25 protein-coding genes and 2 riboswitches are annotated in these 24,332 nt (G+C 70.5%); of the genes, 13 read left to right on the plus strand and 12 right to left on the minus strand.

The genetic code is table 11. The features are described from left to right. Positions 1–67: 67 nt before the first annotated feature. The 5 genes from ACIPUC_RS22985 (at position 68) to ACIPUC_RS23005 (ending at position 5,292) form a co-directional block, all read left to right on the plus strand. Entirely contained in the window at positions 68–1,297 is a 1,230-nt protein-coding gene (locus ACIPUC_RS22985; protein ID WP_446591752.1) for a L,D-transpeptidase, read from the plus strand. Positions 1,298–1,415: 118 nt separating this feature from the next. After that, complete coding sequence (locus ACIPUC_RS22990; RefSeq protein ID WP_446591754.1) at positions 1,416–2,183, plus strand: enoyl-CoA hydratase/isomerase family protein; 768 nt, start codon at positions 1,416–1,418, stop codon at positions 2,181–2,183. 225 nt (positions 2,184–2,408) lie between these two features. Next, positions 2,409–2,921: an ATP-binding protein gene (locus ACIPUC_RS22995; RefSeq protein WP_446591756.1), complete on the plus strand. Its 513-nt coding sequence runs from the start codon at positions 2,409–2,411 to the stop codon at positions 2,919–2,921. 365 nt (positions 2,922–3,286) lie between these two features. Continuing rightward, complete coding sequence (locus tag ACIPUC_RS23000; protein ID WP_446591757.1) at positions 3,287–4,108, plus strand: polysaccharide deacetylase family protein; 822 nt, start codon at positions 3,287–3,289, stop codon at positions 4,106–4,108. Continuing rightward, complete coding sequence (locus ACIPUC_RS23005) at positions 4,105–5,292, plus strand: YncE family protein (RefSeq protein WP_446591759.1); 1,188 nt, start codon at positions 4,105–4,107, stop codon at positions 5,290–5,292. Before ACIPUC_RS23000 ends, ACIPUC_RS23005 begins: the two co-directional genes overlap by 4 nt. Positions 5,293–5,381: 89 nt before the next feature. Here ACIPUC_RS23005 and ACIPUC_RS23010 read toward each other — a convergent pair whose 3' ends face one another. Together ACIPUC_RS23010 and ACIPUC_RS23015 are read right to left on the minus strand one after the other, a co-directional pair. Beyond that, positions 5,382–6,623, minus strand: a complete 1,242-nt coding sequence (locus tag ACIPUC_RS23010) for a cytochrome P450 (protein WP_446591760.1) — start codon at positions 6,621–6,623, stop codon at positions 5,382–5,384. Continuing rightward, the gene (locus ACIPUC_RS23015; RefSeq protein ID WP_446591762.1) at positions 6,604–7,368 is read right to left on the minus strand and encodes a tRNA-dependent cyclodipeptide synthase; all 765 of its coding nucleotides are present in this window, start codon (positions 7,366–7,368) and stop codon (positions 6,604–6,606) included. The genes ACIPUC_RS23010 and ACIPUC_RS23015 overlap by 20 nt, the downstream gene beginning before the upstream one ends. Before the next feature lie 254 nt (positions 7,369–7,622). On the opposite strand from ACIPUC_RS23015, the gene ACIPUC_RS23020 reads away from it, so the two are divergent. Continuing rightward, the gene (locus tag ACIPUC_RS23020) at positions 7,623–7,835 is read left to right on the plus strand and encodes an EF-hand domain-containing protein (protein ID WP_446591763.1); all 213 of its coding nucleotides are present in this window, start codon (positions 7,623–7,625) and stop codon (positions 7,833–7,835) included. 43 nt (positions 7,836–7,878) lie between these two features. Here the strand turns inward: ACIPUC_RS23020 and ACIPUC_RS23025 are convergent, their stop codons facing one another. The 5 genes from ACIPUC_RS23025 to ACIPUC_RS23045 are packed head-to-tail and all read right to left on the minus strand — an operon-like array spanning position 7,879 to position 11,096. Then, positions 7,879–8,451: a PadR family transcriptional regulator gene (locus tag ACIPUC_RS23025; RefSeq protein ID WP_446591764.1), complete on the minus strand. Its 573-nt coding sequence runs from the start codon at positions 8,449–8,451 to the stop codon at positions 7,879–7,881. Positions 8,452–8,485: 34 nt separating this feature from the next. Next, entirely contained in the window at positions 8,486–9,307 is an 822-nt protein-coding gene (locus ACIPUC_RS23030; protein WP_446591765.1) for an ATP-binding cassette domain-containing protein, read from the minus strand. Beyond that, positions 9,304–10,053 carry a cobalt ECF transporter T component CbiQ gene (gene cbiQ / locus ACIPUC_RS23035; RefSeq protein WP_446591767.1) on the minus strand — a complete coding sequence of 250 codons (750 nt, stop codon included), beginning with the start codon at positions 10,051–10,053 and terminating at the stop codon, positions 9,304–9,306. The genes ACIPUC_RS23030 and cbiQ overlap by 4 nt, the downstream gene beginning before the upstream one ends. A 3-nt stretch (positions 10,054–10,056) precedes the next feature. Then, positions 10,057–10,401: an energy-coupling factor ABC transporter substrate-binding protein gene (locus tag ACIPUC_RS23040; protein ID WP_446591769.1), complete on the minus strand. Its 345-nt coding sequence runs from the start codon at positions 10,399–10,401 to the stop codon at positions 10,057–10,059. After that, complete coding sequence (locus ACIPUC_RS23045; protein ID WP_446591770.1) at positions 10,401–11,096, minus strand: energy-coupling factor ABC transporter permease; 696 nt, start codon at positions 11,094–11,096, stop codon at positions 10,401–10,403. The genes ACIPUC_RS23040 and ACIPUC_RS23045 overlap by 1 nt, the downstream gene beginning before the upstream one ends. Before the next feature lie 29 nt (positions 11,097–11,125). Beyond that, a riboswitch (cobalamin riboswitch) is annotated at positions 11,126–11,323 on the minus strand. A 179-nt stretch (positions 11,324–11,502) separates the two neighbouring features. On the opposite strand from ACIPUC_RS23045, the gene ACIPUC_RS23050 reads away from it, so the two are divergent. Continuing rightward, positions 11,503–12,288: a flavodoxin family protein gene (locus tag ACIPUC_RS23050; RefSeq protein WP_446591772.1), complete on the plus strand. Its 786-nt coding sequence runs from the start codon at positions 11,503–11,505 to the stop codon at positions 12,286–12,288. 45 nt (positions 12,289–12,333) lie between these two features. On the opposite strand, the gene ACIPUC_RS23055 is transcribed toward ACIPUC_RS23050, so the two are convergent. Then, positions 12,334–12,840 (minus strand): AMIN-like domain-containing (lipo)protein, encoded by a 507-nt coding sequence (locus ACIPUC_RS23055; protein ID WP_446591899.1) that lies wholly within the window; start codon positions 12,838–12,840, stop codon positions 12,334–12,336. Between the two features lie 169 nt (positions 12,841–13,009). On the opposite strand from ACIPUC_RS23055, the gene ACIPUC_RS23060 reads away from it, so the two are divergent. Then, positions 13,010–13,627 carry a hypothetical protein gene (locus tag ACIPUC_RS23060; RefSeq protein ID WP_446591773.1) on the plus strand — a complete coding sequence of 206 codons (618 nt, stop codon included), beginning with the start codon at positions 13,010–13,012 and terminating at the stop codon, positions 13,625–13,627. A 54-nt stretch (positions 13,628–13,681) separates the two neighbouring features. Here the strand turns inward: ACIPUC_RS23060 and ACIPUC_RS23065 are convergent, their stop codons facing one another. The 4 genes from ACIPUC_RS23065 to gcvT form a co-directional block, all read right to left on the minus strand. Then, on the minus strand, positions 13,682–15,064 hold the full coding sequence (locus ACIPUC_RS23065; protein WP_446591775.1) for an L-serine ammonia-lyase: 1,383 nt from the start codon (positions 15,062–15,064) through the stop codon (positions 13,682–13,684). Positions 15,065–15,323: 259 nt separating this feature from the next. Then, positions 15,324–16,580, minus strand: a complete 1,257-nt coding sequence (gene glyA, locus ACIPUC_RS23070) for a serine hydroxymethyltransferase (protein ID WP_446591777.1) — start codon at positions 16,578–16,580, stop codon at positions 15,324–15,326. 14 nt (positions 16,581–16,594) lie between these two features. After that, positions 16,595–16,975 carry a glycine cleavage system protein GcvH gene (gene gcvH / locus ACIPUC_RS23075; RefSeq protein ID WP_446591778.1) on the minus strand — a complete coding sequence of 127 codons (381 nt, stop codon included), beginning with the start codon at positions 16,973–16,975 and terminating at the stop codon, positions 16,595–16,597. Between the two features lie 88 nt (positions 16,976–17,063). Beyond that, on the minus strand, positions 17,064–18,179 hold the full coding sequence (gene gcvT / locus ACIPUC_RS23080) for a glycine cleavage system aminomethyltransferase GcvT (RefSeq protein ID WP_446591779.1): 1,116 nt from the start codon (positions 18,177–18,179) through the stop codon (positions 17,064–17,066). 161 nt (positions 18,180–18,340) lie between these two features. After that, positions 18,341–18,444: riboswitch (glycine riboswitch) on the minus strand. A gap of 205 nt (positions 18,445–18,649) precedes the next feature. Here gcvT and ACIPUC_RS23085 point away from each other — a divergent pair. The 5 genes from ACIPUC_RS23085 (at position 18,650) to ACIPUC_RS23105 (ending at position 24,225) form a co-directional block, all read left to right on the plus strand. Next, positions 18,650–19,312, plus strand: a complete 663-nt coding sequence (locus tag ACIPUC_RS23085; RefSeq protein WP_446591780.1) for an AAA family ATPase — start codon at positions 18,650–18,652, stop codon at positions 19,310–19,312. Between the two features lie 84 nt (positions 19,313–19,396). After that, positions 19,397–20,134 carry an enhanced serine sensitivity protein SseB gene (locus tag ACIPUC_RS23090; protein WP_446591781.1) on the plus strand — a complete coding sequence of 246 codons (738 nt, stop codon included), beginning with the start codon at positions 19,397–19,399 and terminating at the stop codon, positions 20,132–20,134. 53 nt (positions 20,135–20,187) lie between these two features. After that, positions 20,188–20,928, plus strand: a complete 741-nt coding sequence (locus tag ACIPUC_RS23095) for an enhanced serine sensitivity protein SseB C-terminal domain-containing protein (protein WP_446591782.1) — start codon at positions 20,188–20,190, stop codon at positions 20,926–20,928. Between the two features lie 451 nt (positions 20,929–21,379). Further along, entirely contained in the window at positions 21,380–22,375 is a 996-nt protein-coding gene (locus ACIPUC_RS23100) for an ABC transporter permease (RefSeq protein ID WP_446591784.1), read from the plus strand. 74 nt (positions 22,376–22,449) lie between these two features. Next, the gene (locus tag ACIPUC_RS23105) at positions 22,450–24,225 is read left to right on the plus strand and encodes an ABC transporter substrate-binding protein (protein ID WP_446591785.1); all 1,776 of its coding nucleotides are present in this window, start codon (positions 22,450–22,452) and stop codon (positions 24,223–24,225) included. The last annotated feature ends 107 nt before the right edge of the window (positions 24,226–24,332 follow it).

The raw sequence follows: 24,332 nt of genomic DNA on the forward strand, positions 1-24,332 counted from the left end.
TCCCCATGTGATTACCTGTCGACAAGCGCGCGACTGCCCGCGCGCGGGGGACATGGGGAGAACACGAGTGAACCTGCAGCCGATACGCGGTCGCGTCCGCACCGGCCTGCCGGCCCTTCTGCTGGGGGCCGCCCTGCTGCTGACCACCGCGTGCAGCGGCGGCGGCGGAGGCAACAACGGCAGCGGCAGCGGTAGCGACAACGCCGGGGGCGGTGCCAAGACCGGCACCGAGGCGTCCAAGGCCGTGGTCAGCGTCAAGCCGGACGACGGGGCCAAGGAGGTCGCCACCAGCGGCGTCCTGAAGATAACGAGCACCGGCGGCAAGCTCACCACGGTGACCGTCGCCGACACCAAGGGCAACGCGGTCGAGGGCAAGCTGGCCGACGACGGCGCGAGCTGGGAGCCGTCCCGCCACCTGGCCTCCGCCACCGAGTACAAGGTGCACGCGGTCGCCAAGGACGAGGCCGGCCGGGAGTCCGCCAAGGACACCACCTTCACCACCCTGACCCCGACGAACACCTTCATCGGGCACTACACGCCCGAGGACGGCTCCACCGTCGGCGTGGGCATGCCGGTGTCGATCAACTTCACCCGCGGGATCACCAACCCCGAGGCCGTCGAGAAGGCCATCACCGTGACGGCCGAGCCGGCCGTGCAGGTCGAGGGCCACTGGTTCGGCAACGACCGCCTCGACTTCCGCCCCGAGAAGTACTGGGCCGCGGGCACCAAGGTCACCGTGAAGCTCGCCCTCGACGGAGTCGAAGGCCGCCCGGGCGTCTACGGCAAGCAGACCCGTACGGTCACCTTCACCGTCGGCCGCTCGCAGATCTCGACGGTCGACGCGGGCGAAAAGCAGATGCAGGTCGTCCGCGACGGCCAGGTGCTCAAGAACATCCCGATCACCGCGGGCGCACCGGCGACGACCACGTACAACGGACAGATGGTCATCAGCGAGAAGTACAAGGTCACGCGGATGAACGGCGCGACGGTGGGCTTCGGCGGGGAGTACGACATCTCCGACGTGCCGCACGCGATGCGCCTGTCGAACTCGGGCACGTTCGTGCACGGCAACTACTGGGCCTCCTCGAGCACGTTCGGCTCGGAGAACGTCAGCCACGGCTGCGTCGGCCTGAAGGACGTCCGCGGCGCCGGCGACGGCAACCAGCCCGCCGCCTGGTTCTTCAACGAGTCGCTGATCGGCGACGTGGTCATCGTGAAGAACTCCAAGGACAAGCAGATCGCCCCGGACAACGGCCTCAACGGCTGGAACATGGACTGGGCGGAGTGGATCAAGTAACGCCCCGCACGACGTAGTCCGGGTGGCCCGGTGCTGTGACACACAGCACCGGGCCACCTGTCGTGCTGCGCCTTTCCGGGGGAGCCCCCCGGACCCCCCGGCCACTAACCTTCCGCGTATGACCATCTCTCTCGAAGTCTCCGAAGGCGTCGGCACCATCCGCCTGGACCGGCCGCCCATGAACGCCCTGGACATCGCCACCCAGGACCGGCTGCGCGGGCTCGCGGCGGAGGCGACCGACCGGGCCGACGTCCGCGCGGTGATCATCTACGGCGGCGAGAAGGTGTTCGCGGCGGGCGCGGACATCAAGGAGATGCAGGCGATGGACCACGCGGCGATGATCGCCCGGTCCCGCGCGCTGCAGGACGCCTTCACCGCCGTCGCCCGCATCCCCAAGCCCGTCGTCGCGGCCGTCACCGGCTATGCGCTGGGCGGCGGTTGCGAGCTCGCGCTCTGCGCCGACTACCGGATCGCCGCCGACAACGCGAAGCTCGGCCAGCCCGAGATCCTCCTCGGCCTGATCCCGGGCGCCGGCGGCACCCAGCGGCTGTCCCGGCTGATCGGTCCGTCCCGGGCCAAGGACCTCATCTTCACCGGGCGCATGGTCAAGGCCGACGAGGCGCTCACCCTGGGCCTCGTCGACCGGGTGGTCCCGGCGGCCGAGGTGTACGAGCAGGCCCACGCCTGGGCCGCCAAGCTGGCCCAGGGACCGGCGATCGCGCTGCGCGCGGCCAAGGAGTGCGTGGACGCGGGCCTGGAGGCCGACATCGACACCGGGCTCACCATCGAACGCAACTGGTTCGCGGGGCTGTTCGCCACGGAGGACCGTGAGCGCGGCATGCGCAGCTTCGTCGAAGAGGGTCCGGGCAAGGCCAAGTTCGTATGACTCCTGCGGGTGGATTAGCCAGGCCTTAAGGGAGCCTTAAGCCGAATCGGTGATCCACTCACAGTGATCACTTCCCTGCAATGCGTCACTGCTGGTCAAGACCCCGTACCTGACCTCGCCTTGCCGTTCGCATATGACAGGACACCTCTGCGGAATCATTGATTCCGCAGGGGCTTTTCCCGTGGAACGGCCCGGAGGGGCAGTTCGGCCCTCCATGATGGGTGCATGGCGGGCCTGGAGGGTGTGGAACAGCCGCGGCAGCGCAGCAGCGCTTCGGCCGTACGGCTCACGGCGGCACTTGAGGACGAACAGGGCCTCAAGGCACTGGAGTTGTACGGGAATCCGGCTGAGGCGGAAGTGATCCTGCCGTCCATGCCGGAATCGGCCGGCACCGCGCGCAGGCTCACCCAGTGCGTGGTGATACGGCTCTGGGGCCTCTCCCCGCAGATCTCCGAGCATGCCGTCCTGCTGGTCTCGGAACTCGTCGGCAACGCGGTCCGGCACACCGGGGCCCGCTCCTTCGGCTTACGCATGCTCCGGCGGCGCGGCTGGATCCGGGTGGAGGTGCGCGACCCCTCGCGCGGGCTGCCCTGCCTGATGCCGGTCCACGAGCTGGACACCACCGGACGGGGGCTCTTCCTCGTCGACAAGCTCTCCGACCGCTGGGGCGCCGACCTGCTGCCGCGCGGGAAGATCACCTGGTTCGAGATGCGCGTGGCCGACCGCCAGAACGCCTGAAGCCCCCTGGTCGCCGTGGTGGGGCGGTGCGGGGGCTTCATGGGTGCGCCGAGGATCGATTGGGGTGTGATCCTCGGCGTGATGACTTCGCTCGGGTCAAGGGGGAAGTCGTGGTTCCGACTATGGCAGACGCGGCCGCAAACGCCAAAAGTCCCTACTCGGACATAAGTGTGCAAATAGTGAGAGTTTCTAGCTAAATCCTAGGTGAGGTGGGCCACTCGCCTCGCATTCGATGAATAACTATCGAACGCTCGGTGTAAATCGTTGATCACGTAGCGAACAGGCTTCTGGTCGGCCGACTTCGACGAACGTCCTGAATTGGGTCAATCATTACCTTACGGGCCTTCCGCCCCTTAAATGGGCAGGTGCTCTCACCTCCAGGCCGCCGCGCGGTCCTGCGCGCGGGCGGTCTCGCCACGGCCGGCGCCGCCGTGGCCGGCCTCACCGCCGCCTGCGGATCGGGCCGCCCCGCCGCCGCACCCTCCGCTCCGCCGTCCGCCCCGCCGTCCGCTCCGCCCCCCGGCCCCGCCAGACAGGCCCGGCCGTCCGGGGCGGCCCCGGCCGTCCCGCGCCGGTACGCCGGGCAGCCCGTCGAGATCGCCCACGGCCCGCGCGACCGCCCCCGGGTCGCCCTGACCTTCCACGGCAACGGGGACCCCGCCACCGCCCGGGCGGTGCTGGCCGCGGCCGAGAAGGCGGGCGCGCGGGTGACCGTACTGGCGATCGGCAGCTGGCTCGCCGCGCACCCGGACCTGGCCCGCCGGATCCTCGACGGCGGCCACGAACTCGGCAACCACACCCAGCGCCACCTCGCGATCAACGACCTGCCCGAGGCGGAGGCCTACGCCGAGATCACCGGCTGCGCCCAGCGGCTGAGGCGGCTCACCGGCTCCATCGGCACCTGGTTCCGGCCCTCCCAGACCCAGTACGCCACCCCGCTCGTCCAGAAGCTGGCCCAGCGGGCCGGCTACCCGCACGTCCTCTCGTACGACGTGGACTCCCTCGACTTCACCTCGCCCGGTGCGGCGGCCGTCACCCGCACCGTCACCGGGACGATCCGACCCGGATCGGTGGTGAGCCTGCACTTCGGCTACGCGGACACGGCCGACGCGATGCCGCCCCTCCTCGAAGAACTCGCGCGCCGCAACCTGCGCGCGGTGACCACCACGGAGCTGCTGACGCCATGAAGACCACCCGCCTTCCCCGGAAGGCCGCCGTGCTGATGGCCGGTCTGGTCCTCGCCGCCCTGGCCGGCTGCGGATCGGCCGGCAAGGGACCCGCCGAGGCGCTCGGCACCAAGGGCCCGGCCAGACCCCCGAAGGCCGTTCCCGCCGTCCCGCCGGGCCTGCCCGGAATGCCCCCGGTGCTCGATCCGAAGGACGTGTACGCGGCGGACCGGCCGAACAAGCTCTCCCCGGTGGTCAAGGACTTCCCGTCCCGCGTCTACGTGCCGAACACCAACTCCAACACGGTGTCCGTCATCGACCCGGCCACGTACCGCGTCATCGACACGATCCCGGTCGGCGTCCAGCCCCAGCACGTGGTGCCCTCCTGGGACATGAAGACCCTGTGGGTCAACAACAACCGCGGCCACACGCTCACCCCGATCAACCCGGCCACCGGCGAGGCCGGAAAACCCGTCGAGGTGCACGACCCGTACAACCTGTACTTCACGCCGAACGGCAAGTACGCGATCGTCATGGCCTCGATGGACAAGGAGCTGGTCTTCCGCCATCCGCACACGATGGACCGGGTGAAGACCGTCCCGGTGACCTGCTACGGCGTCAACCACGCGGACTTCTCCGCCGACGGCCGCTACTTCATCGTGAGCTGCGAGTTCTCCGGCGAACTCCTCAAGGTCGACACCGAGAAGATGGAGGTCATCGGCCAGCAGAAGCTGCCGTTCGAGGGGGCCATGCCCCAGGACGTCAAGGTCTCCCCGGACGGAAAGACCTTCTACGTCGCGGACATGATGGCGCACGGCATGTGGGTGCTCAGCGGCGACACCTTCGAGGTCCCGAAGCTCCTGCCGACCGGAAAGGGCTGCCACGGCCTGTACGTGAGCCGCGACTCCAAGGAGATGTACGTCTCCAACCGCGGCGAAGGCACCATCTCGGTCTTCGACTTCCCGAAGAACCAGCTCACCAAGAAGTGGACGCTGCCCGACGGCGGCAGCCCGGACATGGGCGGCGTCTCCGCCGACGGCAAGGTGCTGTGGCTCTCGGGCCGCTACAACTCCGAGGTCTACGCGATCGACACCGTGACCGGCAAGCAGCTCGCCCGGATCCCGGTCGGCGGCGGCCCGCACGGCCTCGCCGTGTACCCGCAGCCCGGCCGCTACTCGCTCGGCCACACCGGCATCTTCCGGTAGCGCAGACGGCAGGCCGGAGACGGCAGTGGCGGACACGGCAGTGCCCCGGGGGCTCGCACGGCTCCCGGGACACCGTCGGACCGTTACGCCTACCAGGCGACCGGCAGCCGCTCCGGCAGCCGCTTGATGAAGCCGGTGCGCCAGACGAGGTTCTCCGCCGGCACCGCGAGCCGCAGCCCGGGCAGCCGCTCGACCAGCACCTCCAGGGCGATCTCGGCGTGCGCCCGGCCCAGCGCCGAGGCCGGGCAGTAGTGCCGGCCCGCGCCGAAGGCGAGGTGGGCGTTCTCCGCCTCGCGCTCCAGGTCCAGCTCGTCCGGGTCCTCGAAGGCCGCCGGGTCGAAGTTGGCCCCCTCCAGCAGGACGAGGACGAGCTCGCCCTCCTTCACCAGGACCTCGCCGACCTGGATGTCGGCCAGCGCGATGCGCGGCAGGCCGTCGCCCACGGACAGGTTCCAGCGCAGCAGTTCGTCGACCGCCCTGCCCGTCCGCTCGGGGTGGGCGCGCAGGTACCCGATGAGCTCCGGCCTCTGGAGCAGCGCGAGCACGGCCAGCACCAGGAACGCGGAGGTGGAGACCGCACCCGCGCCGAAGAGCGAGACGGCGACCGTCGCGAACATGTCATCGGTCAGGTGCGCCGACTCCCGGTCCGCCTCCCTCAGCCCGGCGAACCTGCCGAGGAGCCCCGTACGCTCCTCGGGAGCGAGGGCGAGCTGGACGTTCAGCTGACCGGCGAAGTAGCCGACGTCCTTGTACCAGTTGAGGGCCGAGTCGGCGAACGGCTCGCGCGCGGTCATGAACGCGACGTCCAGCCCCGACATGAGCCGGCGCCAGTCCTCGAAGGGCACCCCGAGCACCTGGCAGTGCAGCGCCGCCGAGAAGGGGTCGGCGAACCCCGCCCGGAGGTCGGCCGGACCGCCCTCGGCCACGAGCTGGTCGACGAGTTCGCCCGCCGTGGCGCGCAGCATGTCCTGCAGCCCCTTCTGGCGCGGGTTGAGCGCCTTCATCACGGCGTTGCGCAGGCCCGCGCTGTTGATGTTGCCCATGTTGTCGACGACCTCGGGCGGGATCGTCAGCGCGTACTGGCGCGGGACCCCGGCGTTCGCCGTGTCCTTGAGGCTGAACCGCTCGTCCTCCAGCACCTGCTTGGCCAGCGCGTAGCTGCTCACCAGCCAGGCCGGGTCCCCGGTGAGGGTGCGGACCCGGGCCACCGGCGCCTTCTCGCGCAGCCAGGCGCACTCCTCGGGGACCACGTCACCGCGGCGCGAGAGCGGGAAGTCGAGGAGCGGCTGCCGCTCCCGGCTCCCCTGTCCCTCACGCTGCTCGGCGCTCATGGACGCTCCCTCCGGTCGGTGCGTGGTGCACGGGGGTCAGGTGCTTCTCGGCGGCGGCCTCGGGCCGCACGACGGCGTAGGCCTGGTTGCGGGTCGCGCGCAGGCCCCCGCCGCGTGCGAACAGGACATCGGTCAGCGGCATCTTGACGTGGTAGGCCGCGACCGAGGACGGCACGTCGAGAATGCTCGGGGTGTCCACGAAGAACGGGAGCTCGGCCGCCATGTAATCGAAACAGACCCGCAACTGGCCGTCTGTGATGGATTCACCTTCCGGCAACTTGGGGCCGACAAAGTGCAGGGCCATCTCCTCGCAGGCCTTGCGGAATTCGTCATCGGTCTCCAGGAAATGCAGTACGCGCCGGTGCAACAGTTGGTAAACGGGGTTCTCCTGGAATTCCGAAAGTGCTCTCACGCGGATTTCGGACCGTGGAGGTCCTGATTCCTCCACGCCCTTGAGGATCCTCCTCCGGACCGCCTTGATCTCCTTCGCGGCGCGCTTCTCCGCATGTTCCCGGGTGTAGCCGAAAGCGGCGAACATCCGGTCCACGTGGAGGTCTGCGTAGACGAAGTCGACCTGCGCGAAGCGGGTCGCGGCCCACTGGGAGAGGCTGGTGATGCGCTCGGAGCTGAAGTAGCTGTTTCCAGGACTCACTCCGATGAGCACATGGTCGCCGTCTTCCCAGATATGGCGGCAGGTGCGGGTGAAGGGCAGAACTTCGAATGATGCGTCAGCTGTGATCGTCACCTGTGTGATCGCCCTTGTTGCCGCTTGTCCCTGGGAGCCCTGCGCTCCTGGTGTGGCGGCAATGCCGTTACGTTATGCCGTGGCCCCGGAGCGTGACAAGCCCGGGCCGGATTTGTTGGCTGGAATTGTCGCTTCCGCCTTACGGAAGAGTAATTGGATATCTATCTGCCGCTCGAACGGGACCCGGAGCGGGGGCCGGTGGACGGGGCGGCTACCCTGAGCCGGTCAACAAGCAGCAAGAAGGGGTGGACCCAGTGGCGGACATCGAGAGCGCACGGGCGACGTTCGACAGGTTCGACGTGAACGGTGACGGCTTCATCACGGCCGACGAGTACAGCGCGGCCATGAAGGCCATGGGTGACGCCTTCGTCACCGGTGCGGTCGCGGACGCGGTGCTCGCCGCGAAGGACGCCAACGGCGACGGCCTGCTGAGCTTCGACGAGTTCTGGGCCGCCCTCGGCAAGTAGGTCCCGCGCCGCCCCCGTTCCGCCTGCCGGGACGGGGGCGCGGTCATGCCCCGGAGCCGGAGCCGGAGCCGGAGCCGTCGGCCGGCATGTCCTCGACCTCGTCCAGGGCCTCCTCCAGCCAGTGCAGCCAGAAGGTCTCCAGGGCGATCCCGCCGTGCAGGACCAGACGGCGCAGCCGGTCCTCCACGGCGTCGCGCTCCGGCGGGAAGTCCTTCTCCTCGATCGCCTCGTACTGCGCCAGCTGCCGCCGGTGCAGCCCCAGATGGCGCCGCAGCTCGGGACCCAGCCCCTGCGGCCCGACGACGCCCGCCGCGCGGATGCGCAGCAGCAGGGGATCGCGCATCGGCTTGGGGTCCTGGCTCTCGCCGACCCACCGCGCCAGTTCCGCGCTGCCCGCCGCCAGGACCTCGTACTCCTTCTTCTGCCCCCGCACGGGCACCTCGCTCGGCAGCGCGCGGATCAGCCCGGACTCCTCCAGCCTGCCGAGCTCCCGGTAGATCTGCTGGTGCGTCGCCGACCAGAAGTACCCGATCGACTTGTCGAACCGCCGGGTCAGCTCCAGCCCGGACGAGGGCTTCTCGAGCAGGGCGGTGAGGATGGCGTGGGGGAGCGACATGACGCCATCCTAGGGAGGCCCGCCGCCGGGGCGGCTACCGCCAGTCGGACAGCGCCTCCGGGGTGCGCGGGCCCGGGAGACCGGCGGCGAGCAGGCCGTGGGCGCGCAGCAGGGCCGTCACCGCCGGGGACCAGGCCTGGCGCAGGCCCGCATCGGCCAGCAGGGCCGGATCCGAGAGGAGGGCCTGGGCCGGGCCCACGCGGATGCCCGACGGGGTCAGGACCGCGGCGTCGTCGGCCCACCGTACGGCCAGGTCCACGTCGTGGGTGGCCATCACCACCGTGGTCCCCGAGGCGCGCAGCCCGGCCAGGACCTCCAGCAACCGCTCCTGGCCGTCCGGGTCCAGACCGGCCGTCGGCTCGTCCAGGATCAGCACCCGCGGAGCCATCGCCACCGCCCCCGCGATCGCCGCGCGCTTGCGCTGCCCGTACGAGAGGAGGTGGGTCGGCCGGTCCCGCAGCGCCGTGATGTCCAGCGCGGCGAGGGCGGAATCGACCCGCTCGCGGACCTCCGCGACCCCCAGGCCCAGGTTCATCGGCCCGAAGGAGACGTCCTGTTCCACCGAGGCCGCGAACAGCTGGTCGTCCGGGTCCTGCACGACGAGCTGGACCGCCGTCCGCAGCCGGGTCAGGCCGGCCCGGCCGTACGTCACCACCGTGCCGTCGAGGTGCAGCGCGCCCGTGCCCGGCTTCAGGCCGCCGCTCAGCAGCCGCATCAGCGTGGTCTTGCCGCTGCCGTTGCGGCCGAGCAGGACCAGCGCCCGGCCCTCGGGGATCCCGAAGTCCAACCCGGAGAGCACGGCGGGCCCGTCCTCGTACGCGTAGCCCGCGCCCACCAGTTCCACCAACGGCCTCACAGGTACAGCTCCTTCAGCACGAGAGTGACGGCGGCCAGCCCGGTCAGCAGTGCGCCGGACCAGGTCAGGAACCGCCAGGACAGCGGGGACTCGGGGACCAGCACCCGCAGCGCGCCGTCGTAGCCCCGCCCGGCGAGGCCCGACTGGAGCCGCGCCGCGCGGTCGAAGGCCCGTACGAACGAGGTCGCGGCGAGCCCGGCCGCCGAACGCCACGCCGCGGCCCGGCCGGTGGTGCCGAGCCGGGCCGCCTGGGCCTGGCGGATCCGGGTGAGGGAGTCGAGCAGCAGGAACCCGATCCGGTACATGACCAGGGCGACGTCCACCACCGGGGCCGGGACCCCCGCCCGCACCAGCCGCGGCAGTACGTCCGAGACCGGGGTGGTGAAGGCGAACAGCAGCACGCCGAGCGAGGCCGCCGAGGTGCGCAGCAGCAGCTCGGCGGCCTGCCGGGGGCCGTCCGGGGCCAGCGAGACGAACCCGGCCGGCCCGCCCACGGCGACCAGCAGCGGCAGCGCCCCGGTGAAGCAGAAGCCGAGCGGGATCCGGAAGGCCCGCCACAGCTGCCGCCCGGCGACCCCGGCGGGCCCGAGGAGCACGCACAGGGTGGCCGCGCCGACGAGCGGCCCGCCGGGCCAGGGCGGCAGGCACACCGCGGTGACCGTCAGCCCGATTCCCAGCAGTGCCTTCTCCAGCGGATGGCGGTGGCGCCAGCGGCTGCTGTGCGCCGCCGCGTCGATCGGCAGCACCGGCTACGACTCCGTGGCGGGAGCCTCGGCGGCTGCCCTGGCCTCCGCGGCGGCCGCGCCCTGGCGGCGGCCCCTGCGGACGCCGAAGTAGTACGCGAGCACGCCCGCGCCCAGCGCCGCCTGCAGGGAGAACAGCGCCGACTCGATCTCGGCGGAGGGCGGTTCGTACAGCGGCGTGAACCACGGCTCGTAGTCCGGCTGGAGCTCGGTGATGGCCGCCTCGGCCTGTCCGTCGGCGCCGGTGAACGGCTCCTCCTTGTCGTCCCCCAGCCCCAGCGCGAGCGGGAGGACGGCCAGCGCCGCCACCAGGAGCACCAGCAGGGAGTTGATCTTCGCGTTCCTGGTCATCAGGCCGTCGCCTTCCGCTGCTTCTCGGATCCGGTGAGCTTGGCAACGCCCAGCCGGACCAGGTCCGACTTGCTGGACTGCATCAGCAGGCGCATCACGAGCACGGTCAGCAGTCCCTCGCTCACCGCGAGCGGGATCTGGGTGAGCGCGAAGATCTCCGCGAACTTCACCAGCGCGCCGGTGAACCCGGTCGCCGCGTCGGGGAAGGCCAGCGCCAGCTGGACGGAGGTCACGCAGTAGGTGACCAGGTCGGCGAAGAACGCGCCGAAGAACACCGCCGCCATCAGCGGCAGGTCGAACTTCCGCAGCAGCCGGTATACGGCGTAGCCCGCCCAGGGCCCGGCGACCGCCATCGAGAAGACGTTGGCGCCGAGGGTGGTGAGCCCGCCGTGTGCCAGCAGCAGCGCCTGGAAGAGCAGGGTGATCGTGCCGAGCACCGCCATGATCGGCGGCCTGAAGAGGATGGCCCCGAGGCCGGTTCCGGTGGGGTGGGAGCAACTTCCCGTCACCGAAGGGATCTTCAGGGCGGACAGGACGAACGTGAACGCGCCCGAGGCGCCGAGCAGGAGCGTGCTCTCGGGATTGGCCTTCACCTCGCGGGTGAGGGCCCGGACGCCGTGGACGACGAAGGGGGCGGACGCGGCGGCCCAGGCGGCCGCGTGCAACGGGGGTAGGAACCCCTCGGCTATATGCATGAGTGGGGAGACCTCTCCAGCACCTCGTGGATGGACAACGCGCCCCGGCCGGTCTCCTGGCTCACGGGTGCTGATGCCCGGGCTCCGCCTTCCCGGGGCCGTGCGGTGTCCCGCGCGGGCCCAGTGGCTTCCCGCAAGGGGTGTGGAGCCGGACTTCCCGATCACAGTGGCGAGGGCCGCACCGGTTTCCCACCGGTTTCCCGAACACCAAGGCCCGCTGACCCTAGTCGGACGCACGGACCGGTAACAACCCGCCTCGAACGGGCCACGAGACGGCCGGATCCCATGTGCCGGTCAGCGGCCGCGGCCACGCCGGCGCCATCCGCGCCAACGGCACCCGCCCGCGGGTGAGTTCGCGGCTCCGGCGACGGCCGGACGGGGCCCGTCCCGCCGCGTCGTCCCGCTCATGCGGCCGGGACGGGCCCCGTACGGGCGCGGCCCGGTGGCGGCCCCGGGCGGCCCCGCACAGGCTGGGACCGTGGCTGCCGACTACGACTACTCAGACCTGACCGCCGTCTACGTGAACTGCACGCTCAAGCGCTCGCCCGAGACGAGCAACACCGACGGGCTGATCGAGAAGAGCCGTGCGGTCATGGCCGCGGCGGGCGCCCGGACCTCGCTGGTCCGCGCCGTCGACCACGACATCGCGACCGGCGTCTGGCCGGACATGACCGAGCACGGCTGGGAGAGCGACCAGTGGCCGGTCCTCTACAGCCAGATCATGGACGCCGACATCCTCGTCCTCTGCGGCCCGATCTGGCTCGGCGACAACAGCTCCGTGATGAAGCAGGTCATCGAGCGGCTCTACGCCTGCTCCTCGCTCCTGAACGAGAGCGGGCAGTACGCCTACTACGGGCGCGTCGGCGGCGCGCTGATCACCGGCAACGAGGACGGCGTCAAACACTGCTCCATGAACATCCTCTACAGCCTCCAGCACCTCGGGTACGCGATCCCGCCGCAGGCCGACGCCGGCTGGATCGGCGAGGCCGGGCCGGGGCCCTCCTACCTCGACCCGGGCTCGGGCGGCCCCGAGAACGACTTCACCAACCGCAACACCGCCTTCATGTCGTGGAACCTGATGCACCTGGCCGCCCTGCTGAAGCGCTCGGGCGGCATCCCGGCCCACGGGAACCAGCGCTCGCTGTGGGACGCCGGCTGCCGCTTCGACTTCCCGAACCCCGAACACCGGTAGCGGCCCGGGCCGGGCAAGGGCCCGGGCCTGTCGGACGGGCAGGGTTCAGTGCGCGATGTCCACGACGAACCGCTCCGGTGAGTGCAGGGCGTAGGCGCGGTAGTACGGCAGGGTGTCGAAGGCGGCGCCGAAGGTCACGTACCCCTCGAAGTCACCGGTCAGGGCGAGACCCTTGAGCTTGCTGAGGTAGATCTTCTGGAGCCTGGGTCCCTGGTAGGTGCTCTCCCCCGCGTCGGTGTGCGCGGCGGCGGGGTTGAGGCGGATCTCCAGGAAGTACTTCCCGGCCAGCGGCACGGGTTTGCCGGACCCGTCGTAGATCAGCTGCGGGACGGGAGTGACGGTGACCGTGGGGACGTACCCCTGCGTGTCGATGACGATCCGGTCGTACGTGGCGTGCCCGCCCCAGCGGGCGTTGACGACGAGCGGGGTCTGGGTCTGGGCGGTGGCGGCGGTGGCGGTGGTGGCGGCCGAGGCAGGCGCGGCGAACGAGAGGCAGGCGGCGAGCAGAGCGCCGGATGCCAGGGCCACGAACTGCCGGAGACGTGCGTGGATCATGACGTCCCCTCGATTCTCGAGAGACGGGGACTTGTGACACAGCCTAGGACGCCGCCGTGGACCTCGCAGTTCCACTTCCTGTCCGGCTTTTTCGCCGGTGCGCAACGGCCTTTGATGGCAGGGTGGTTGAGTGGAGAACCGGCCCCGCTCGACAGGAGAGAACCGGATGCGTCGTCCCCGTTTTCCCCGCCGCGCGGCGGTCGCCGCGGCCCTCGTCCTGGCAGCCGCCGCCTGCGGCGGCGACGCGGACCGCGAGGTCTCACAGGAGGGCAGGGGCGGCTACCCGTGGAAGGCCACGGACGAGATCTGCAACGTGCTCCCGTACGGCGAGCTCGCCGACCCGCTGGGCGCGCGGGAGGAGGCCGCGGACCGGGTCAAACGGACCGGCGGGGGCGCCCCGGGCGTCCAGTGCGTCCAGCCGCTCGTCGAGACCGGCCCGGCGAAGTACGGGAACGTCAGGGTCGAGCTGGACCTCGCCTACACCGAGGGCGTCGACTTCGCGAAGGACGTCTTCGCCAGGGCCCGGGAGAACACGCGCACGGAGAATCCCGGCACCGACCTCGCCGAGGTGAAGGGCGTCGGCAAGGAGGCCTACCGGTTCGGCTTCAACAGGTCGGACGACCGGCGCCAGGTGCGCGAGCTGCGCCTCCGGGACAGCAACCTGATGATCGACATCACCGTCACGGCCGAGGCGCGCTCGCTGCCCACCCCCGAGAGCCTCAAGGCGTTCGACGCGTCCGTGGAGGACTTCGCGAAGGGCTGTCTCAAGGCCCTGCGCACATGACGGCAGGGGCCCGGCGCGCACGCGCGCCGGGCCCCGAACGTCAGCTGCCGTGCGTCAGCACTCGATGACGTTGACCGCGAGGCCGCCGCGGGCGGTCTCCTTGTACTTGACCTTCATGTCCGCGCCGGTCTCCTTCATGGTCTTGATGACCTTGTCGAGGGAGACCTTGTGGCTGCCGTCGCCGCGCATGGCCATCTTCGCCGCGGTGACCGCCTTGACCGCCGCCATGCCGTTGCGCTCGATGCACGGGATCTGGACCAGGCCGCCGACCGGGTCGCAGGTCAGTCCCAGGTTGTGCTCCATGCCGATCTCGGCCGCGTTCTCGACCTGCTCCGGGGTGCCGCCCAGGACCTCGGCGAGGGCGCCGGCCGCCATCGAGCAGGCCGAGCCGACCTCGCCCTGGCAGCCGACCTCGGCGCCGGAGATCGAGGCGTTCTCCTTGAACAGCATGCCGATCGCGCCGGCGGCGAGGAGGAAGCGGACCACGCCGTCCTCGTCCGCGCCCGGCACGAAGTTCGTGTAGTAGTGCAGGACCGCCGGCAGCACACCGGCCGCGCCGTTGGTCGGGGCCGTCACGACCCGGCCGCCCGCCGCGTTCTCCTCGTTGACCGCCATCGCGTAGATGGTCGTCCACTCGCTGCGGTGCATCATCGGGTCGCCCTCGGTGCGCAGCTGGCGCGCGGTGGAGGCGGCCCGGCGCTTGACCCGCAGCCCGCCCGGGAGGATGCCCTCGCGGGACATGCCGCGCGCGACGCAGGACTGCATGACGCGCCAGATCTCCAGCAGGCCCTCGCGGATCTCGTCCTCGGTGCGCCAGGCCTTCTCGTTCTCCAGCATCAGGGAGGAGATCGACAGGCCCGTCTCGTTCGCCAGGCGGAGCATCTCGTCGCCGGAGCGGAACGGGTACTTCAGCACCGTGTCGTCGAGCTTGATCCGGTCCTCGCCGACCGCGTCCTCGTCCACGACGAAACCGCCGCCGACCGAGTAGTACGTCTTCTCCAGCAGCGGGGCGCCGGCGTCGTCGTACGCGAAGAGGGTCATGCCGTTCGCGTGGTACGGCAGGGAGCGCCGGCGGTGCAGGATCAGCTGGCTCGGCTCGTCGAAGGCGATCTCGTGGCCATCGCCTATCTCCGCTCCGAGCAGGCGCAGGCGGCCGCTCTTGCGGATGCGCTCCACCTCGTCGTCCGCGGTCTCCACGTTCACCGTGCGCGGGGAGTGGCCCTCCAGACCGAGCAGGACCGCCTTGGGGGTGCCGTGGCCGTGGCCCGTCGCGCCGAGGGAGCCGAACAGCTCTGCGCGCACGGACGCGGTCTGGGCGAGCACACCGTCCTTCTTCAGGCGCGTCACGAACATGCGCGCGGCGCGCATCGGACCGACCGTGTGGGAGGAGGACGGGCCGATGCCGATGGAGAAGAGGTCGAAGACGGAGATGGCCACTGGCGGACTCCCTTGTCTGCTCGTGGGGTGGGAGGGGGCAGGAGAGGTGGATTGTTCGGATTTTGTCCGGCAGACGAGCTTATCGCGGTGAAATGAACGGATCGTCTGCCGGACGACGTGGTGAGGATTACGCGGACGGGTCGGGCAGGTGTCGGCTCACGCTCCGGAGCCGTTGTCCCGCCCCGCGCGGCCGCTGCCTGTGGTCATGACAAAGGCCCGGCCCTGTGTAATACAAGGCCGGGCCCTCCCGAGCCGTTGCTCAGAGCGACGGGTACAGCGGGAACTTCGCGGCGAGCGCGGAGACTCGCGCCTTGAGCGACTCGCTGTCGTACGCCGGCTTGAGCGCGGCCGCGATGATCTCCGCGACCTCCGTGAACTCCGCGGCGCCGAAACCGCGGGTGGCGAGCGCCGGCGTACCGATGCGCAGACCCGAGGTGACCATCGGCGGACGCGGGTCGTTCGGGATGGCGTTCCGGTTGACCGTGATGCCGACCTCGTGGAGCCGGTCCTCGGCCTGCTGGCCGTCCAGCTCGGAGTTGCGCAGGTCGACCAGGACCAGGTGGACGTCCGTACCGCCGGAGAGGACGGAGACGCCGACCTCGGTGACGTCCGGCTGCACCAGGCGCTCGGCGATGATCTTCGCGCCCTCGAGGGTGCGCACCTGGCGCTCCTTGAACTCCTCCGAGGCCGCGACCTTGAAGGAGACCGCCTTGGCGGCGATCACGTGCTCCAGCGGGCCGCCCTGCTGGCCGGGGAAGACCGCGGAGTTGATCTTCTTGGCCAGCTCCTGCGTCGACAGGATGACACCGCCGCGCGGACCGCCGAGGGTCTTGTGCGTGGTGGTGGTCACGACGTGGGCGTGCGGCACCGGGTTCGGGTGCAGGCCCGCGGCGACCAGGCCGGCGAAGTGCGCCATGTCGACCATCAGGTACGCGCCGACCTCGTCCGCGATGCGGCGGAAGGCGGCGAAGTCCAGCTGGCGCGGGTAGGCGGACCAGCCCGCGACGATCAGCTGCGGCTTGGACTCCTTGGCGAGGCGCTCGACCTCGGCCATGTCGACCTGGCCGGTCTCGTCGACGTGGTACGGGACCACGTTGTAGAGCTTGCCGGAGAAGTTGATCTTCATGCCGTGGGTCAGGTGACCGCCGTGGGCCAGGTTGAGGCCCATGATCGTGTCGCCCGGCTTCAGCAGCGCGAACATCGCGGCGGCGTTCGCCTGGGCGCCCGAGTGCGGCTGGACGTTCGCGGCCTCGGCGCCGAACAGCGCCTTGATGCGGTCGATCGCGATCTGCTCGACCACGTCGACGTGCTCGCAGCCGCCGTAGTAGCGGCGGCCGGGATAGCCCTCGGCGTACTTGTTGGTCAGGACCGAGCCCTGGGCCTCCATGACGGCGACCGGAGCGAAGTTCTCCGACGCGATCATTTCCAGGGTCGACTGCTGGCGCACGAGCTCGGCGTCGACGGCGGCGGCGACGTCGGGGTCGAGTTCGTGGAGAGGGGTGTTCAGTACGGACATCAGGATCCCCTGGGTCAGTTACCGGCGGTGAGCTTGGCGTACGCGTCGGCGGAGAGCAGGTCGTCCGGCTCCTCCGCGACGCGCACCTTGAACAGCCAGCCGCCCTCGAACGGGTCCGTGTTCACGAGCGCCGGGTTGTCGACGACGTCCTGGTTGGACTCGACGACCTCGCCGGAGACGGGGGAGTACAGGTCGCTGACCGACTTGGTCGACTCCAGCTCGCCGCAGGTCTCGCCCGCGGTCACCGTGTCGCCTACCTCGGGAAGCTGGGCGTAGACGACGTCACCGAGCGCGTTGGCCGCGAACTCCGTGATGCCGACCGTCGAAACGCCGCCCTCGGCGTCCGACAGCCACTCGTGCTCCTTGCTGTAACGCAGCTGCTGGGGGTTGCTCATGACCTGATTCTCCTGGATGCGGGGGAGTGGATACGAACAGCGGTCTTGGGTACTGAGACGGCCGGTGCTGCAGAGTCGGTGTACGGGGCTACTTCTGCCGCTTGTAGAACGGCAGGGCCACGACCTCGTACGGCTCATGCGTACCGCGAATGTCCACGCCGACGCCGGAGGTGCCGGGCGCGGCGTGCGCCGCGTCGACGTACGCCATCGCGATCGGCCTGCCCAGCGTCGGGGACGGGGCGCCCGAGGTGACCTCGCCGACGACCTGGCCGCCGGCCACGACGGCGAAGCCGGCGCGCGGGACGCGGCGGCCCTCGGCGATCAGGCCGACCAGCTTGCGCGGCGGGTTGGTGGCGGCGCGCTCGGCGGCGGCCTCCAGTGCGGCGCGGCCGACGAAGTCCCCCTCCTTCTCGAACTTCACGACCCGGCCCAGCCCCGCGTCGAACGGGGTGAGCGAGGTGGTCAGCTCGTGCCCGTACAGCGGCATGCCCGCCTCCAGGCGCAGGGTGTCGCGGCAGGACAGGCCGGCCGGGACCAGGCCGACGCCCTCGCCCGCCTTGGTCAGCGCCTGCCACAGCTCCACGGCGTGCTCGGGGGCGACGAACAGCTCGAAGCCGTCCTCGCCGGTGTAGCCCGTACGGGCGATCAGCGCGGGCACTCCGGCCACCGTGCCCGGCAGGCCGGCGTAGTACTTGAGCCCGTCCAGGTCGGCGTCGGTGAGCGAGGCGAGGATGCCGGGGGACTCGGGACCCTGTACGGCGATCAGCGCGTACGCGTCGCGGTCGTCGCGGACCTCGGCGTCGAAGCCGGCGGCGCGCTCGGTCAGGGCGTCCAGCACGACCTGGGCGTTGGAGGCGTTGGCGACGACCATGAACTCGGTCTCGCCGAGGCGGTAGACGATCAGGTCGTCGAGGATCCCGCCGTCCTCCTGGCAGATGTGCGTGTAGCGGGCGCGGCCGACGCCGACGGTGGAGATGTTGCCGACCAGCGCGTAGTCCAGGACCTTGACGGCCTCCGGGCCGGTCAGGGTGATCTCGCCCATGTGGGAGAGGTCGAAGAGACCGGCCTTGGTGCGCACGGCGTTGTGCTCGTCGCGCTCGCTGCCGTACCGCAGGGGCATGTCCCAGCCCGCGAAGTCGGTCATGGTCGCACCGAGCGAGCGGTGCAGCGCATCGAGGGCGGTCAGACGGGGGGCAGTGCTCATGGGTGTGGCTCCCGAGTCCCAGGGCATGACATGACGAGGAAGGTCCTCCCCATCTGTCATCGGAACCTGAGAGGTTCGCCGAGAGTGCCCCCGTCGCCGGGAACCGTCGGCTTGCACCTTGGGTGGAGCTGTCGGTCGGACAGCTCGCTTTTCAGATCTGCCTCATCCACGCGGTACGGGGCCTGAGAGATTCAAGGGAGGTTCTTGCTCCTTCGGCGCCCGTGCACGGCCTCGCGGCGTGCCGGGACTCTCCCGCGCGGATTCAAGCGGCCGGTATGCAGTTGGTCCAGATGGCGCACATCATTGCACGCCACCGCGGTGATCGGGCGTGGTGCCCCGAAAGTTCGTGCGGGGGCCGGCGGACCTGAACGGAACCGGCCCTCCCGGATTACCGTCTCTTTACACTCAGTGGGCAAGGGTCCTGGTGACCCGATTCGGGGGAGGCGAACACTGTGCGGAGATTCGTAAGTGTGGCGGCAGCGGGGCCCGTGGACGCGGTGCCCGTGCAGCGCGGGGCCGCCGGCGGTGCCGGTGCGGCGTGCGCCGGTACCGGTACCGGCCTGGTACGGGACCTGCGCGGGCCCGGGGCGCGGGGGGCGCGCCGGCTCGTCTTCGCCCAGGGCGACATCGTGGTGGTGTCCGGACTGCCGGGCGGCGGCAAGAGCACGCTGATCAAGAGGGCGGCGGGCGACGGCGGCGCGATCGACTCGCAGGACACGCGCGAGCGCTGGGAGCGGCGCATGCCGGCGGCGCTGCCGTACGGGGTGTACCGGCCGCTGGTGCGTGCCGCGCACTACTGGGGGCTGTGGCGGACCCTGCGCTCCGGAGCCTCGGTGGTCGTCCACGACTGCGGTACCCAGACCTGGGTGCGGGGCCTGCTCGCGGCGGCCGCGCGCCGCCGGGGCCGGGCGCTGCACCTGCTGCTCCTGGACAGCAGCCCGCAGGAGGCGCTGTCCGGCCAGGCGGCGCGGGGGCGGCGGGTCACGGCGTACGCCTTCGCCCGGCACCGGGGCGCGGTGGCGCGGCTCCTGCGCGAGGCCGAGGCCGGCCGCCCCCCGGCCGGCTGCGCCTCGGTCACCCTGCTGGACCGCCGCTCGGCCTCCGCCGTGACGCAGATCGCCTTCCACGACTGAGCGACTGCCGGGGCTCCGGACCGGCGACGGCGCCGCACCGATACCCTCGGCACGACATCCGCGGGATCACGGAGGCAGGGGTACATGCAAGGCAACGGCGGCTGGCCGGGGAATGAGCTGGAGCAGGTGCTCGGGGCGGCGCTCGGGCAGCCGGATGCCGGGGGCCGGATCCTGGAGGTGCTCGGGCGCAGCCAGGTCTGGGTGCCCCTGCCCGGCGGCGGCGCCGCGGACTCCGCCGGCCTCGACCTGCCCACCATGGACATCGGCGGGGCGGCGTACGTCCCGGTCTACAGTTCCGAGGCCCAGTTCCGCTTCTGCGTCGGCCCCGGCATGGACTTCGCCGTGGCCCCCGCCGTCGAGTTCGCCCGCGGCCTGCCGCCGCAGCTCGGCATCGCGCTCAACCCCGAGGGCGCCGTCGGCGTCCCCCTGCCCCCGCCCGCCGTCGCGGAGCTGTGCCGCACCGGGCGGACGCCGCTCGACGGGCCGTCCACCGGCGGTCGCGTCCGGCTCTACGAGCCCGACTGGCAGGAGGACCCCGTGGACTTCCTGGCCGCCGCCGCGGAGGAGTTCCGCACCACCGGCGTGGTCGCCGCCGCCCACCGCTGCCTCGCCAGCGTCGAGGGCGGGGACCCGGAACTGTTCATCGGTGTCCGACTGGTGGGATGGGAGCCTGACATGCGAAACGCGCCGATGGAGGCCCTCGGCCGGGCCCTGACCCGCGTCCCGGCCCCCTGGCCCGTGCAGTTGATCCTCCTCGACGCCGTGCAGGACCCGGTCACGGACTGGATTCGTGAGCGCGTACGCCCCTTCTACCTGCCGTAGCGCCGCTTAAGCTGGGTACGCGTGGACGACGGGCGGACGAAGAGGGGTACCGGGTGAGTGCGTCAGGCACGGCCGCGGCCGGGCAGGTCGAGCACATGCTGCGCCAGGTGACTCCCGGGCGCTATGAGAGCTACGAGTCACTCCTGCATGCCCTCTCCGAGGGCCGGCTGTGGATGCTGCTCTGGCAGGGGCAGCCGGGTTCCCCCGACGCCCAGTACGGCGGCATGGAGGTCGAGAGCCTCGGCTACGCGCCGTGCGTGACCTCCCCGCAGGAGCTGGCCGCCAGCGGCTGGAACCGGGGCTACGAGGTGGTCACCGGTCGGGACATCGCCCGCGCGCTCTACCCGGACCGCTGGGGCCTGTGGCTCAACCCGCACGCCCAGGGCGGCGGCCTCGGCGTCCCGTGGGCCGACCTGCGCCGGATCGCGACCGGCCTGGACCGGATGCCGGCCGGGCCGCTGCGGCTGTCCGAGCCCTCCCTCGAGCTCCCGCAGTTCTACGGGCTGCTGACCCAGCACGCGCACCGCACCCCGGCCGTCCGGTCGCTGCGCCGCGCCTGGGTGCAGCCCGCGCTCGGGTCCGCGTACCTCGCGGTGGGGCTCGACCTGTACGACGCCTCCGCGCCCGCGCTGGAATCCGTACGGGAGATGATGCGCCAGTCGGTCGGCGTGGTCCCCGAGGGCGTCCCGGTGTGCACGGTCGCGCTGGCGGACGAGCACGACCCCGTCGCGATGTGGCTGCGCGCGCAGACCCGCCCCTTCTACGACCGCGAGGGCCAGGCACCGGTGTACTGACCGGAGGGCCGGCCCCTCGCCGCCCGCATTCCAGACATCCGCAGAGCGAGACAACCCGCTCGAAGGCCGCACCGGACCCATCGGTGCGGCCTTCCGCATATCCACCGAATGTACCCAAGATCCATATCCGAAACGGCAGTTGGGCCGGATGTCCGTTCCGCGCCGAACGGGCGGTGTTTCACCGCTCAACAGAGCGCGCGGTTCGGATAACGGAAGGTGGCGGTACAGATCACGGTTGCGCATCACATCCCCGGCAGGGCTGGCGGCCGATTGAGAGGGCGTTGAAGACTCCCCCCACCGAAGGCCGGTCAATCAGACAATCACCAGCCCTTCACGTGCACTTCAGGCGCATTTCGCGCCAATCGCACCATCTAGCGACGCCGAAAGAAACAAGCCGCCACAGCGGCGGGCATGGGCCGGCCACCGTCGGCCGAGAGGGGTCCCCACCACGATGACGGCACCACTGCACGACACCAGCGCGGCCGAGCCCGCAGCCGTGGCCGCCCCCGTAGTTCCCCAGAAGGCGATCGAGGGGCGTTCGCCGTGGCAGATCGCCTGGCTGCGCCTCAAGCGCGACAAGGTCGCCCTGGCGGGCGGTGTCATCGTGCTCCTGCTGATCCTCGTCGCGATCTTCGCGCCGCTGATCGTCAAGGCCTTCGGCCACCCGCCGGAGGAACTGCACGAGGACCTGCTGGACCCGCTGCTCGGCCTGCCGGCCGGCGACTGGGGCGGCATGAGCAGCGATTTCCTGCTGGGCGTCGAGCCGGTCAACGGCCGCGACGTCTTCAGCCGGATCGTCTACGGCGCCCGGATCTCGCTCCTGGTCGCCTTCCTGTCCGCCTTCGTGGCGGTCACGCTGGGCACGTTCTTCGGCATCATCGCGGGCTACTTCGGCGGCTGGATCGACGCGGCGATCAGCCGCGTGATGGACCTCCTGCTGGCCTTCCCGCAACTGCTCTTCATCATCGCGCTGATCTCCGTCATCCCCGGCAAGCTCTGGGGCTTCGAGGGATCGGGCCTGCGGATCGCCGTCCTGGTGCTGGTCATCGGCTTCTTCGGCTGGCCCTACATCGGCCGCATCGTGCGAGGGCAGACCCTGTCGCTGCGCGAGCGCGAGTACGTCGAAGCCGCGCGCAGCCTCGGCGCGGGCCGCATGTACATCCTCTTCCGCGAACTGCTCCCGAACCTGGTGGCGCCCATCACCGTCTACTCGACGCTGATGATCCCCACCAACGTGCTGACCGAGGCCGCCCTGAGCTTCCTCGGAGTCGGCGTCAAGCCGCCCACGCCGTCCTGGGGAGAAACCCTCTCCACGGCCGTGCGGACCTACGAGGACGATCCGCTCTTCATGATCTTCCCCGGCGTAGCGATCTTCATCACCGTGCTGGCCTTCAACCTCTTCGGCGACGGCGTCCGTGACGCCCTCGACCCGAAGGGCTCCCGCTAGCCATCGCAGGGCACACCAGGAACCGGCTTCGAGCCGTACGTACACCGTAACTACAACGGAGGGTTGCGAGCATCGTGACTACCCATCGCACGTCGAAGCGCAGGCTTGCCGCTGGCACAGCCGTCGTGCTCGCGGTCATGCTGACCGCGACCGCCTGTGGCGGAGACGACAAGAAGGAAGACAAGCCGGCCTCCGCCGGCGGCTTCAACGCCGGCATCGGCAAGATCTCCAACCCGTCGGACAAGAAGGGCGGCGAGCTCAAGTTCGTCGGTACCCAGGAAGCCGACTCGTGGGACCCGCAGCGCGGTTACTACGGCTTCATGTGGGACTTCTCCCGCTACTACACCCGTCAGCTGGTCAGCTACAAGCCGGGCCCCGGCACCGAAAGCACCGAGCTCGTCCCCGACCTCGCCACGGCCAAGGCCGACATCAGCGACGGCGGCAAGACGTACAAGTACACCCTCAAGGACAACGTCACCTGGGAGGATGGCACGCCCATCACCGCCCAGGACATCAAGTACGGCATCGAGCGCACCTGGGCCCAGGACGTCATCTCCGGCGGCCCGGTCTACCTGATGCAGGTCCTCGACCCGAAGACCGAGTACCCGGGCCCGTACAAGGACACCGCCCCGGACAAGCTCGGCCTCAAGGCGATCGAGACGCCGGACGCGAAGACCATCATCTTCAAGCTCCCGCAGCCCAACGGCGACTTCGAGCAGATGCTGGCCATGCCGGCGGCGAGCCCGGTCAAGCAGGAGAAGGACACGGCGGCCAAGTACGGCCTGAAGCCCTTCTCGAGCGGCCCGTACAAGATCGACTCGTACGAGCCCAACAAGAGCATGAAGCTCTCGCGCAACGAGAACTGGAAGCCCGAGTCGGACACCATCCGCAAGGCCCTTCCGGACTCCATCTCGGTCACGTTCATGTCGAACGCGGACGACATGGACAAGCGCCTGATGAACGGCGAGTTCGACCTCGACCTCAACGCGACCGGCATCGGCCAGGCGGCCCGCGCCACTGCGCTGAAGGACCACAAGGACAACCTGGACAACGGCCAGACCGGCTTCATCCGGTACGCCGTGTTCCCGCAGACCGTCGCGCCGTTCGACAACATCGACTGCCGCAAGGCCGTCATCTACGCGGCCGACAAGAAGTCCCTGCAGACCGCCCGCGGCGGCCCGCAGGCCGGTGGCGACATCGCCCCCAACATGCTCCCGCTGGGCATCAAGGGCTCCGACGCCAAGTACGACCCGTACGAGGTCCTGAAGAACGACGGCAAGCCGAACGTCGAGAAGGCCAAGGAGGCCCTCAAGGCCTGCGGCAAGCCGGAAGGCTTCAAGACCACCATCGCGGTCCGCAACAACAAGCCGGTCGAGGTCGCCACGGCCGTCTCCCTGCAGAACGCCCTGAAGCAGGTCGGCATCGAGGCCGACGTCGACCAGTTCGACGGCGCCCAGACCTCCGGCATCATCGGTTCGCCGAAGGTCGTCAAGGAGAAGGGCTACGGCATCATCATCATGGGCTGGGGCGCCGACTTCCCGACCGGGCAGGGCTTCTCCCAGCCGCTGGTCGACGGCCGCTTCATCCTGCAGAGCGGCAACAACAACTTCTCCGAGCTGAACGACCCGGCGATCAACAAGCTGTTCGACGACGCCATCGCGGAGACCGACCCGAACAAGGCCGGCGAGATCTACAAGGCGATGAACCAGAAGGTCTCCGAGGCCGCGGTCTACCTTCCCTTCGTCTACGACAAGACGATCAGCTGGCGCTCGAGCCGTCTGACGAACGCGTACACCACCGACGCCTACAACGGCCGCTACGACTACGCGTCGCTCGGTGTCATGAAGTAACGGTTCGTCCGTCAGGCAGTCAGCCAGGCAGTCCAGTTCCAGTGTTCCAGTGCCACACCCGCTAGGCACGAAGGGCAGGTGATGGCCGCGGTTGCGGCTTGGGGGCG

The sequence above is a fragment of the Streptomyces sp. LARHCF249 genome (assembly GCF_052871255.1).